9 protein-coding genes and 1 pseudogene are annotated in these 12,647 nt (G+C 70.9%); 7 read left to right on the forward strand and 3 right to left on the reverse strand.

The genetic code is table 11. From position 1 onward, the window contains the following. Positions 1-100: 100 nt before the first annotated feature. The 7 genes and pseudogenes from HNR02_RS25500 to HNR02_RS25530 all read left to right on the forward strand — a co-directional run bounded on the left by HNR02_RS25500 (position 101) and on the right by HNR02_RS25530 (position 10,291). Positions 101-538 (forward strand): pilin, encoded by a 438-nt coding sequence (locus HNR02_RS25500; RefSeq protein WP_376772940.1) that lies wholly within the window; start codon positions 101-103, stop codon positions 536-538. A 524-nt stretch (positions 539-1,062) separates the two neighbouring features. Further along, positions 1,063-1,847: pseudogene (locus tag HNR02_RS37010) on the forward strand (TrbL/VirB6 family protein). A gap of 826 nt (positions 1,848-2,673) precedes the next feature. Next, entirely contained in the window at positions 2,674-3,837 is a 1,164-nt protein-coding gene (locus HNR02_RS25510) for a PrgI family protein (RefSeq protein WP_179771176.1), read from the forward strand. Next, positions 3,837-5,702 (forward strand): VirB4 family type IV secretion system protein, encoded by a 1,866-nt coding sequence (locus tag HNR02_RS25515; protein ID WP_179775624.1) that lies wholly within the window; start codon positions 3,837-3,839, stop codon positions 5,700-5,702. Before HNR02_RS25510 ends, HNR02_RS25515 begins: the two co-directional genes overlap by 1 nt. A 19-nt stretch (positions 5,703-5,721) precedes the next feature. Further along, positions 5,722-8,259, forward strand: coding sequence for a DUF8128 domain-containing protein (locus HNR02_RS25520; RefSeq protein ID WP_179777846.1), 2,538 nt, complete (start codon positions 5,722-5,724; stop codon positions 8,257-8,259). Positions 8,260-8,291: 32 nt separating this feature from the next. Next, positions 8,292-9,293: a replication-relaxation family protein gene (locus tag HNR02_RS25525; protein ID WP_179777847.1), complete on the forward strand. Its 1,002-nt coding sequence runs from the start codon at positions 8,292-8,294 to the stop codon at positions 9,291-9,293. 8 nt (positions 9,294-9,301) lie between these two features. Further along, positions 9,302-10,291 carry a VldE C-terminal domain-containing protein gene (locus HNR02_RS25530; RefSeq protein WP_179776129.1) on the forward strand — a complete coding sequence of 330 codons (990 nt, stop codon included), beginning with the start codon at positions 9,302-9,304 and terminating at the stop codon, positions 10,289-10,291. Positions 10,292-10,376: 85 nt separating this feature from the next. Here the strand turns inward: HNR02_RS25530 and HNR02_RS25535 are convergent, their stop codons facing one another. From HNR02_RS25535 to HNR02_RS35715, 3 genes are all read right to left on the reverse strand, one after another. Next, positions 10,377-11,096, reverse strand: coding sequence for a MarR family transcriptional regulator (locus tag HNR02_RS25535; protein WP_179776130.1), 720 nt, complete (start codon positions 11,094-11,096; stop codon positions 10,377-10,379). Positions 11,097-11,295: 199 nt separating this feature from the next. Then, complete coding sequence (locus HNR02_RS25540; RefSeq protein WP_179776131.1) at positions 11,296-12,078, reverse strand: hypothetical protein; 783 nt, start codon at positions 12,076-12,078, stop codon at positions 11,296-11,298. Continuing rightward, entirely contained in the window at positions 12,075-12,632 is a 558-nt protein-coding gene (locus tag HNR02_RS35715) for a hypothetical protein (RefSeq protein WP_246339270.1), read from the reverse strand. Before HNR02_RS35715 ends, HNR02_RS25540 begins: the two co-directional genes overlap by 4 nt. Positions 12,633-12,647: the final 15 nt, after the last annotated feature.

The raw sequence follows: 12,647 nt of genomic DNA on the forward strand, positions 1-12,647 counted from the left end.
ACCACTCTGCGCGCGCGGGCGGGCAAGAAACCCAGCGCGCACGTGTCCCCACGGGGCGCGTCTTCCGGAGTTCAGGGGTGCGGGACGAGACCAGCCTCCCGTGCGAACACCACCCCTTCGCCCGAGCAGCCGCAGCGGCGGCCGGGCTCGACTCCGGGAGAGCCGCGATGCGCCTGACCCGAACCCTCGCCTGCCGCGCACGCACCACTGGCGCCGCCGGGCGCTGCTGCTGGCCGAACTCGTCGTGCTCGCCCTGCTGACCTCTGGTGCGAGCGCCCGCGGGGACACCGTGGTGCTCGCGCTCGCGGGCAGCGTCGAGGAAGTCCTCAACAACATCCGCAACTGGCTGATGGGCATCCTCGCCGGGCTGGCGACGGTGTTCCTCACCATCGGCGGTGTCCGGCGCGTGTTCGGCGGCGGCGACCCGGGGGAGCAGGAGAAGGCGAAGGAGGCGTTCAAGGCCGCCGGCATCGGCTACGTTCTGGCCGCGCTCGCCCCGCTGGTCGTCGAGGTGCTCAAAGGCATCGTGGGGGCTTGACGCGATGCGCCCCTCGAACACGCCGGACGGTCGAGCACTCACCGCTCCGCCATCACGCCGGAAGGTGCGGTTACCCAAGCTGACTCGTGGCCGGGCGCTGGTGGGGCTGGCGGTGAGCCTCGTCGTTCTGTTCGGTGGCACGCTTGCCGTCGCTGCGCTCAACCCGGCTCGTCGATGGCGCCGCCGGCTGCCGCGCAACCACTGCCGCTTCCGACTGTCGAGCCATGTGAGCCCGGATTGCCGCTGTGCTCGCGGCCTGCGCCGACCACAGCACCGTCGCTGCCCGAGGTGCCCCTGCCACTGCCGACGGGGGCGCCGACCTCGGTCACCTGTTTCCCCGGTTCACTGCAGGACGGGTGCCTCCGTCGCCGACTTCGACCGCTCCGCCGTGCACGGGTGAGGGCTGCATCCCGCAGCCCGGCACCAGCACACCGCCCACGGCGCCCGGTGCCGAACAGCCCGTTCCGGACGAGGAGACCGGCGACGACTGCGGCCTCACGAACATCGGCGCCTGCATCACCGACGTGATCGACCGGTTTCTTCCGCGCATCGTCGAGAGCGCGCTCAACCCGCTGCTCGAACTGCTGTCCAAGACGCTGCTGACCACCCCGACGCCGGACTCGCTGCCGCGGGTGGGTGAGCTGTGGGACAACTCCTGGCAGATCCTGCTCGTCTCCTACGCCCTGCTGATTCTCATCGCGGGTGTCATCGTGATGGGCTACAGACCGTCCAGACCCGGCACTCGGCCAAGGAGATCGCGCCGCGCCTCGTGGTGGGGTTCCTGGCCGGTTGCGTTGAGCCTGTGGGTGGCCACCAAGGGCATCCAGATCGCCACGCCCTCGTCGCCGCCATCATGGGCGGCGGGCTCGACGCGAGTGCCGCCGGCGTGGCTCTGCGCGACCTCGTCATGGGCTCACTCAAAGGCGGCATGTGGATCATCTTCATCGGACTCGTCCTGGCCGGTTTGCTCGTCGCGCTGCTGGTGACCTACGTCGTGCGAGTCGCGTTGACGATCATCCTCATCGTCGCCGCGCCGCTGGCGCTGATGTTCCACGCCCTGCCGCAGACCGAGGGCATCGCCTACTGGTGGTGGAAAGCCTACGGCGGCTGCCTCGCGATCCAGCTCGGCCAGAGCCTGACCCTGATCACCGCGTTGAAGGTGTTCTTCACCCCCGGCGGATTCACCGTGTTCGGGCCGACCGCCTCCGGGCTCATCAACCTGCTCGTCGCTCTCGCGCTGATGTACTCCTGCTCAAAATCCCGTTCTGGATCCTGGGCTCGATCCGCGGTGGAGGCGGCCGCAGCCTGATCGGATCGCTCGTCCGGGGCTTCCTCGCCTACAAGACGTTCGGGCTTCTGGGCGGGGCGGCGGAAAGCCCCGGAGGCCCCGAGCTACCGGCGGTGGCAACAGCCTTGGCAGCTCGTCCACGCGCTCAGCGGAGCCGAGGACCACCGCGGGCGGGCAGTACGTGTTGCCGCTGCCGGCCTGCGCCGGACCCGGCCCAAGCCCACACCGAAGAACACTCCGGAGCCGAAACCACCACCGCGCAATCCCGGTCGTCAACTGGCGCTGCCGCTGGGCGATGACTGGCCCGAAAACAAGCCGGTGCTCGGCCGCGACGGCAGTACCGCCTGCCCTTCGACGTTCCGCGCGCAGCGCCACCTTCAGCGGCCACGGGAGCTGCGGGAACGAGCGGTCGACGGGCGCCTCGCGGGCGCACCGGGAAACAACTCGAGCTGCCGTTCGACCCCTACCAGGGCAACCGGCCGCTCCGGTCCGGCCAGTACCCACTGCCGCTGGACGGACTGCGCAAGGTGCCTCGGCCGGCGAGCCCGCCACCGCCTCCCGCTCGTCGCGGAACCGGCCGGCGCGTGATCCAGCCGCCGCTGCCCTTTGACCCCTACGAGGGCAACCGACCGACCCGGTCCGGTCAGTACCCGCTGCCCCTGGACGGCCTGAAACACGTGCCGCCCAAGCCCGCGCCGCCACCACCGCCCAAGCCACGTGCACCGAAGGCCGGACGGCAGTTGCGACTCCCGCTCGACCTGCCCAAGCCCGCCAAGACGCCGCCCCCGCGCGTGACCCCGCCACCGCCGACGAACGTGCGACGGCGCAAGCCAGGAGGTAGCACGTCATGACCGAACCCGTTCGCATTCCCGCCGACGTCGACATGCACGACCGCGTGCTCGGCCCGCTCACCGCGCGCCAGCTGGGCATCCTCGCCGCGGCCGGAGCGGCGCTGTACCTGGTGTGGCTCGTCACGCGCGCGTTCCTGCCGATCCCGCTCTTCGCCGCCTTCGCGGTTCCGGTCGGCGCGGCGTCGGTGATGCTCGCCCTGGGCAAGCGCGACGGTGTCCCGCTGGACAAGCTCCTGATCGCCGCGATCCGCCAGCGGATCGCTCCGCGACACCGCGTCGCCGCGCCGGAAGGCGTCCGTCCGGCGCCCGCGTGGCTCACCGCGAACGCGGACCAGGGAGCCGGCCGCCGCGGGCCAGCGTCCGAGGCTGAACCCGTCTCCCCGACCGCGCTGCGCCTGCCGGCTGAGGCAGTCACGGAGACCGGCGTGGTGGACCTGGGCCCGGACGGGTTGACGGTCGTCGCCGTCGCGAGCACGGTGAACTTCGCGCTCCGGACACCGGCCGAGCAGGAGGCACTGGTCGCCTCGTTCGGGCGCTACCTGCACTCACTGACCGCCCCGGTCCAGGTGCTGGTGCGCACCGAGCGTCTCGACCTCTCCGCTCAGATCGCCGAGCTGCGCGAGCGCGCGGGTGGCCTGCCGCACCCGGCGTTGGAAGCGGCCGCGGTCGAGCACGCCGACTACCTGGTCCAGCTCGGGCAGGAGTCCGATCTGCTGCGACGGCAGGTGCTGCTCGTGCTGCGGGAACCGCTCGCCGCAGCCGACCCTCCTGACGGACTCGGCGGCCCTGGGGCGCTGGCCGCTCTGCAGGGCCGCCGCAACCGGACGCCCGGCCAGGCCGACGCCGCCGCACGACGAGCGGCCGAGTCACGCCTGGTGCGCCGCCTCACCGAAGCCGTGGAGCTGCTGTCCCCAGCCGGGATCACGGTGACCCCGCTCGACGCGGGGCAGGCCACCGCGGTCCTGGCCTCGGCGTGCAACCCCGACAGCCTCTTGCCCCCATCAGCCGGGCTCGCCGGCGCGGATGAGGTCATCACTACCGCTTCGGACCCGGCGGATGACGACGCCGCCCGGTGGCGTGCGGATGCACGTGCAGAGGACGAGCCCGCGTGGGGCGAGGACGACTGGGACTACGAGGACGAGCGAGAGGAGCAGTTCTGATGCGCCATCGCAGCCACCACCGTCGGCCTGGCCAACCGGCCTCCCCGGCCGCAGCCGCATTCACGCCGGACGCCCTGTCGGTGGGGGCGCGGCACCTGGAGGTCGGCGGCGAATGGGTCGCCAGCTTCGCGGTCATCGGCTACCCGCGCGAGGTGCACCCCGGCTGGCTGGCTCCGCTGCTGACCTACCCCGGCCGCTTGGACGTCTCCGTGCACGTCGAGCCGATCGACCCTGCCACCGCCGCCGCCCGGTTGAAGAAGCAGCTCGCCAAGCTCGAGGCCGGCCGACGCCACACCGCCGAGCACGGCCGGCTGTTCGACCCCCACGTCGAGGCCGCCACCGAAGACGCCTACGACCTGTCCTCCCGCGTCGCCCGAGGCGAGGGCAAGCTGTTCCGCGTCGGGCTGTACCTGACCATCCACGCCACCACCCAACGCGCTCTCGCCGAGGAAGTCGCGGCACTGCGGTCACTGTGCGCCAGCCTGCTGCTGGACGCCAAGCACACCACCTACCGCAGCCTCCAGGGGTGGGTGTCGACCTTGCCGCTGAGCCTGGACCTGATCGGCATGCGCCGCACCTTCGACACCGCAGCGTTGTCGGCCGCGTTCCCGTTCACCAGCCCGGACCTGCCCGCGCCTGATCCGACCTCGGTCGCGGCACCGGCCGGGGTGCTCTACGGGTACAACATCGGCTCCCAGGGGCTGGTCCACTGGGACCGCTTCGGCGAGGGCATGCACAACCACAACTCGGTCATCCTTGGCCGCTCGGGCGCGGGGAAGTCATACCTGGTCAAGTTGGAGCTGCTGCGTTCGCTGTACCGCGGGATCGAGGTCGCCGTTGTCGATCCGGAGGACGAGTATGCCCGGCTCGCGGCCGCCGTCGGGGGAACCAACGTCCACCTCGGCGTGCCCGGAGTTCGGCTCAACCCGTTCGATTTGCCCATCCACACGCGGCCGGACGGACGACGCACCGCACCGAAGGACGCGCTCGTTCGGCGCAGCCTGTTCCTGCACACCGCGATCGAAGTTCTTCTCGGCGGTGAACCGTCGGCAGCCGAGCGGGCCGCGCTGGACCGCGCGATCGCCGCGACCTACCAGAGCGTGGGCATCACCACCGATCCCCGCACCTGGACCCGACCCTCACCCGAGCTGCGCACACTGCGAGAAAAGCTCGCTAGCTCCGGTGACGGTGCCGGCCGCGAGCTCGCCGCGCGGTTGCATCCGTTCGTCGAGGGCGCGTTCAAGCAGCTCTTCGACGGGCCCAGCACCGTTCAACCCGAGGGACAGCTCGTGGTGTTCAGCCTCCGCGACCTGCCCGACGAGCTGAAAGCGATCGGCACGCTGCTCACGCTCGACGTCATCTGGCGGCGAGTGTCGAACCCCGCGATCCGCCGGCCGCGGATGGTGGCGGTGGACGAGGCATGGCTTTTGCTGCAAGACAAGGCCGGTGCCGAGTTCTTGTTCCGTTCGGCGAAAGCCTTCCGCAAGTACTGGGCCGGTCTGACAGTGGCGACCCAGGACGTCGACGACGTCCTCGGCACCGACCTCGGCAAAGCCGTCGTGGCCAACGCGGCCACCCAGATCCTGCTCCGGCAGGCCCCGCAAGCCATCGACGAGATCGCCCGCACCTTCACCCTCTCCGCCGGAGAACGCCAGTTCCTGCTCGCAGCCGACCGCGGCCAGGGACTGCTGTCGACCGGAACCCAGCGCGTGGCCTTCCAGAGCATGGCGTCGCCGACCGAGCACTACCTGATCACCAGCGATCCGGCCGAACTCGCCGAGCAAGACGACGACCAGGCTGCCGCGTTCGTCGACCTCGGTCCTCAGCCCGTCGAGGGCGAGGAAATCAGCCTCGATGCCCCTTGATCACTGGGAGACGCGTCCTATGTGGATACGTTCCGCTTCCGCCGATTGGCTAGAGAACTACCTGCGTGACCCTGCTGGTGCGTTGGTCGCGTTGCTGAGCCGACTCCGCGATCTCGCCGTGGATGAAGGCCCGATCGCCGTGCCGGTGCTCGCCGTGCTTATCGCGACGCTCTTCGCCGGGCGAAGGTGGTGGGCGCGACGGTGCCACGAGCGACTCGTCGCCGACGCACGTCAAGTCACCGTGCTCGCCCCTCCCACCGTCGATCCAGCCGGCGGCGCCGCGCTGTGGTCCAACCTCGTGGGCCTTCTGCGGCCCGGCTGGCGACGGGCGCTCACCGGACAACCGCACGTGGCCTGCGAGTACGTGTTCTCCGAGGCAGGGGTTGCGATCCGGTTGTGGGTGCCCGGCGCCATCCCACCCGGCCTCGTCGAGCGCGCCCTCGAGGCCACGTGGCCCGGCGCCCACACCCAGGTGCGGCCTGCTGAGCCGCCACTGCCAGCTCCCCGCGACGGCGAGCGGCGGCTCGTAGTCGGCGGCGAGCTGCGGCTCGCGCGGTCGGAGGCACTGCCTATTCGCACGGCCTTCGAGGCCGACCCGATCCGCGCGCTGATCGGCGCGCCGGTCGGACTGGGTCGCAACGAGCACGCCTGCGTGCAGGTCCTGGCCCGCCCGGTCACCGGCCGCCGCGTCCAACGAGCCCGCCGCGCCGCCCGGCAGGTCCACACCGGCAGTTCGGTGCGGCTGGTCGGCCGCCTGCTGGACGCGGTCACCCCTGGGATGTCACGAACCCGCCGCACGACGCTGCACCGCACGAAGACCGGTGCTCTGCATAGCGACCCGCAAACCTCGCTCGAGTACGCGGCACAAAACCGGGCCATCGTCGCCAAGCAGCGCGGCAGCCAGTTCGAGACCGTCGTCCGCTACGCCGTCGCCACCATCCTCCCCTCAAGTGCCGACGCCGACGCTGTCAGCGCAGCCCGAGAGGTCGCCCGCGGGCGCGCACACGCCCTCGCCGCATCGTTCGCCTCCTACACCGAGCACAACCACTACACGCGACACCGCCTTCGCCGCCCCGAGCAGGTGATCGGCTCCCGGCTTCTGGCGCGGGGCGACCTGCTGTCGGTGCCTGAGCTGGCCGCGATAGCCCACCTCCCGACCGACGAGGCCATCCCGGGGCTGCAGCGCGCCGGGGCCCGCGCCATTGCGCCTCCACCTGGCATCGCCGTCCCAGGGCCCGAAGCCAAACCGCTCGGCGTCACCGACACCGGCCACGAACGGCCCGTCGCCCTGCGAGTCCCCGACGCCCGACACCATCTGCACGTGCTAGGCGCGACCGGCTCCGGCAAATCGACCTTGCTGGGCACGATCGTCCTGGCCGACGCCGAGGCCGGCCGCGGAACCGTCCTGATCGATCCCAAAGGCGATCTCGTCACCGACGTCCTGTCCCGGCTACCCCGCTCCGCGGCCGACCGGGTCGTGCTCTTCGACGCCGACAGCAAGGTCCGCCCACCATGCCTCAACCCGCTGGACGGCGGCGAAACCGACCTGATGGTGGACAACCTCGTCTCCGTGTTCCGCCGGGTCTACTCAGCGTTCTGGGGCCCGCGCACCGACGACGTGATGCGCGCGGCCTGCCTGACCCTCCGGTCCCAGGAAGGCGTCGCCACCCTCGCGGACCTGCCGAAACTGCTGGCCGACGAAGCCTTCCGCAGCCGCGTCACCGCCGGCATCACCGATCCGGTCCTACGTGGCTTCTGGTCCTGGTATGAGGAGCTCACCGACTCGGCCCGCTCGCAGGTCATCAGCCCGTTGATGAACAAGCTCCGCGCCTTCCTGCTGCGCCCCTTCGTCCGCGCCGCCATCGCGGGAGGACACTCCACAGTCGACCTCGACCAAGTGCTCGATGGTGGCATCTGTTTGGTGCGAATCCCGAAGGGCTCGTTGGGGGAGGAGACCACCCGGTTGGTCGGGTCGCTGGTCGTGGCGCGCACCTGGCAGGCGATCACCGGCCGCGCGCGCATCCCTCAGCGTCGTCGCAGGGACGCGAGCCTGGTGATCGACGAGTGCCACAACTTCCTCAACCTGCCCTATCCGATCGAGGACATGCTCGCCGAGGCCCGCGGGTTCCGAACCTCGATGACGCTGGCGCACCAGCACCTCGGCCAGCTTCCCCGCGAACTCCGCGAAGGTATCTCGACCAACGCACGCAGCAAGATCTTCTTCAACGCCTCGCCCGAAGACGCACGTGAGCTGGCCCGCCACACCGCGCCACGGCTATCTGACCACGACCTGGCCCACCTCGGCGCCTACCACGCCGCCGCCCGACTCGTCCTGAACGGCGAAGAGGCACAGCCGTTCACCCTTCGCACCCTGCCGCTCCCGCCACCGGTTCCCGGTCGCGCACGCGCAATCCGCGCCGCCGCTCGTCGCGCCACGCCCGTCACCAGGCTCGGCACCACGAGGCTGAGCGGTAGGTCGCCGGGCAGCGCGGCACCCGCCAACCGCACCGAGCGAGTCACCGGCGCACACAGCGCTGATCCCCGGCGGCGCAGCTGAACCCATCCAACTTGACCTCGTTGGAGGCGACCTTGATCACCAACCCGACTCCCCAGCGAGCGCTGCGTGGACACAGGCCCGCTCGCCCGAGCCCGCGCGTCGCGAATTCGGCCGAGCACCAGGCTGCGCTGGCGGTGCGGCTGACGCCGCGGGACAAATGGATCGCCCGGATGCTGTGGGAGCACCGGGTCCTGACCTCGCACCAGGTCACCGCCCTCGCGTTTCCCAGCTTCAGGTCAGGACGCCAGCGGCTGCGCGAGCTCTACCTGTGGGGCGTGGTGGACCGCTTCCAGCCGTTCGTCACCGTCGGGACAGCGCCGATGCATTACGTGCTCGCCCCGGCCGGCGCCACGGTGCTCGCCGCTGAGGACGGCCGGGACGTCAAGGAGATGGGCTACCGGCACGACCGCGCCTTCGCCGTCGCACACAGCCTGCGGCTCGCACACACCGTCGGGGTGAACGAGTGGTTCACCACCCTCGTCGCCCGCGCACGCCACGAGCCGGGCGCCTTGACGGCCTGGTGGTCCGAGACACGGTGCAGCCGTCACTTCGGCGACCTCGTCCGGCCCGACGCCTACGGCCGGTGGCAGCAGGGGGACCGGCAGATCGAGTGGTTCCTGGAGTACGACTTCGGCACCGAGCCCCTGGCCAAGCTTGCCGGGAAACTGTCCGGCTACGCCGCCCTGGCGGAAGCCACCGGCATCACCACCCCAGTGCTGGTGTGGCTGCCGACCTCGCGCCGGGAGGTCAACGCCCGCCGGGTACTCGCCCGAGCTCAGGCTCAGCTGACCGAGCCGCACACCGTGCCCGTCGCGACCGCGGCGGCCGCCCTGCTCGACCCCGACGCCGCACACCCGAGCCCCGCCGACGAGGTCTGGCTTCCCCTCGACCCCCGAGGGCCGTTGCGCCGACGGACACTCGCCGGCCTCGCCGACGCCTGGCCCGGCCTCCCGCCACCGGTCGCCGCGGACGACACCGCGCCCGGCCCGGTGCCGCCTCCGCCCTCGCCGATGCCGCCCCCGCCACAGCGGTAGGCGCGCAGGTGTCCGCTTCAGTCAAGACGGCGGCGGTCGCGGCGGCCGTGGTGCTGCTCATTCCGGTTCTGATCGGCGCGGCCGCCGCCGGTGTGGTCGCCTCCCTGTTCACCAGCGGTGGCGGTGCTGACTGTGCTCCCGCCGGTGCCAGCCCCGCGACCGGAGTCGCGGGATATGACCCCGAACAGCTTGCCAACGCCGCCACCATCGTCGCCGTCGGCAAGCAGATGCGAGTGCCCGAGTACGGGTGGGTGATCGCCATCGCCGCGGCCATGCAGGAGTCCCGGCTGCACAACCTCGACTATGGGGACCGGGACAGCCTCGGCCTCTTCCAGCAACGGCCCTCGCAAGGCTGGGGCACCCCGGCGCAGATCCTCAACCCCAGCTACGCCGCCACCCAGTTCTACGAGCACCTGCTCGCCGTGCCGAACTGGCAACAGATGAGCGTCACCGGCGCCGCGCAGGCCGTGCAACGCTCCGCCTACCCCAACGCCTATGCCCAGCACGAGCACGTCGCCCGTCAGGTCGTGGGCGCTCTCAACGGTGTCAACTGCGCGGCCACCGCGGCCCCTGGACAGCTGCGTACCAGCTGGCCCTCCGAGCGGGCCACCGAGCCCGACCCCACCAGCCGTGGCCGCATCACGCCTCGCACGCTCGCTCTCGTCCGGGCCCTGCAGGCGGGCGGGATGACAGGCGACGGCCTCGGCTGCTACGAGGCGCGCCCGGCGAATCCGAGCTCCGATCATCCGCAGGGCCGCGCGTGCGACATCCTGCTCGATCCCGGCGATCCGCAGGCGGTGAGCGAGGGGTGGCGGATCACCGAGTGGCTGATCGCGCAGCAGCCCGTGCTCGGCGTGCGGTACCTGATCTGGCAGGGCCAGTACTGGTCGACCGGCAACCCCACGTGGCAGCCCTACCGATCCGACGCGTACGGCTGCCCGGACCCGGCCAACGTCACCGGCTGCCACTACGACCACATCCACGTCTCGATGTACTGAACGGGCACAAGCGCAAGTCGCCCCGACGGCGTCGGGGCGACCGGGGGCGGCACCGAGCGGCGTGCCACCCCCCATCCTGTGCGCGCTAGTTCGCCGTCGCGGGTGTCGGCTCCTGCTCGGACGGGGCGAGCCGGAAACGCCTTGGCTTGTCCTTGGTCCGGATGGCGGTGCCGTCGAGGACCAGCTTGTCCAGCGCGTTGCTCACCGCCCCGGAGGACTTCCCTCCCAGCGCCTTGGCGATTGCTGTGGGGCCGAACTCGTCGTCGGGGTGGTCGCGCAGGTAGTCCTCGACCATGCCGCGTAGCGCCCCAGGTGCCAGCCGTTCGGCTTTCTGCCCGTCGTCGGAGGCCGGGCTGGTGTCCGGCGCGGCCTCGTCGCCCGACGTGTGGGTGTCGGGCGGTGCGGCCTCGTGGTCGTCCGCCTCGTGGCTGCTCTCCGGGGCCTCGCGGGCCGGCGGGTGCGGCTCGTTACCTGCCGGTTCGGTGGTCGCCGCCGAGTCTGCGCTGGCGCTGACCTCACCGAGGGGCGCTTCGGTGATCGCCCACGAGTCGGGGACGCGTCGGCCTCCCTCGGCGATCCCCGGGGTACGGGTCACGCTGCCGTCGGCGGCCCATCGGGCGAGGATCTTCTGTGCGGTCGACCGTCCGATCTTGGCCAGGGTGGCCAGCTCAGTCGCGGCGCTGTGCGGGTGCGCGTGCAGGGCGGCCCACAGCCTGTCTTCGCTGTCGGTGCGGCCCGCCGGTGCATCCGCCTGGGCAGCGCGGTCGGTCCCGCGGGGCGGGCGGTTGCGGTTCTTGCTGGACATGACTTCCCTCGATTCACTCGGATGTGATCAGTGCGGTGGGTCATGCCCCGGCCGGGGCTGGTGTGTAGCCCCCGGTGCTCGGCCGGTGTGATCGGGCTACACGTCTATGGACGCTTCCTTCATCCCATGAAGTCAAGCGTGATATGGAAATCCCCTGAAAGTCTGCTGTGGACGATCGGTCCGACTACGTGTTCGGCGGTCATCCTCGGTGGGGCGGGGGCGCATAGATGGGGCCGCCCAAAGCGGCGGTGACGCGGCAGCCGAGGGAATCCGGGCCGTGCGCGTCCCAAAAGCCGCGGCAGATGGCTTGTGTGCCGATGGGTGCGCCGGTTGCGGGCAGGGTGTCGTGGCAGACGATCCAGCTTCCCCTCGCCAGCGCCTCGTGGACCATCCGGTCGCGGTAACCGTCCTCCAGGTGCATCGGGTTGCCCGGGCGGAAGATGCACGTGCGGCATTTGCTGGAGAGCACGCGGGGTAAGCCGGTTCGGGAATCGCGGACGTCCCCGCATGAATCTTCGATGCCAACCCGTTCTGTCCTGAGGAGTAGGTACGTGCCGGTGATCGGGTGCACGGACTCGCCGGGCTGATCGCTCTGCCAGACCAGTGGGCAGGGAAGGTCCTGGTGCTGTGGCGAATGCGGCTGCTCGAGGTTGTAGAACTGGCGGGCCGTCCAGTCGATGTTGAGTTCCCGCTGATCGGGCAGCATGATGCGCACCCACCAGTGGTCACCGCCCGCGCTGTGACGGGCGGACTCGTCGCCATAGGTCAGGAACACCTCGCCGTCGACCTGGTGCTCCAGCAATGTTCTGGCGAATGCTCGCGACACGGACTCGGGATCCCAGCCGGCCTCGAACGTGAGTCGCAGCTCGCCCTGGGTTACGTGCGGGAAGTCCCGCCAAATCCCGATCGCGAGCAGGGACTCGAACTTCTCGATGGCTGCGCGGACACTGCGGGGCAACCGCTGCAGCTCTACGCGTGTCATTGTCCCGCCCCTGCAGATCCGGCGGTGGTGAGCACGTACACCGCCTCGCCTTCGGAGCCGAGGCAGATCTGCTGGTTGCCGGGGACCACGATGCGCCAGTCGCGCTGCCAGACGCGGTCGGCGCAGTAGTAGCTGCCGACCAGCAGTCCGTCGCGGGTGACGGTGCCGTACAGGGTCTGTTGTGCGTCGGCGGGGTCGGCGATGACGGCGGTGATGCTGCAGCCGTTCTCGGTGAAGGTGCGAACGACGATCTCGGTGTCGGGTGTCTGGGTCATGGCATTGATCTCCTCTCCTAGGGTGAGCCGGTAGCTGGGGCAGCCGTCGCCCTGGGGGCGGCCCGGGGTCAAGGTGGTGACGTGGCGGCCGGTGAAGCGTTCGACGGCGGTGGTCACGGCCCGGGGGTGGGTCATGTCGGCGGTGGCCGGGAAGGTGCATTCCGCCCAGTGGCCTGGTGCGGTGGCGATCGAGACCAGGTAGCGGTCGCCGACGAGCTCGCTGAGCGCGCACCACGTCGCGCGGTCCGGATCGGGGAACGGATCGGGTGCGGTGTCCATGGGGCACCTCCTTGC

This window comes from Amycolatopsis endophytica (assembly GCF_013410405.1).
GTDB lineage: Bacteria > Actinomycetota > Actinomycetes > Mycobacteriales > Pseudonocardiaceae > Amycolatopsis_E > Amycolatopsis_E endophytica.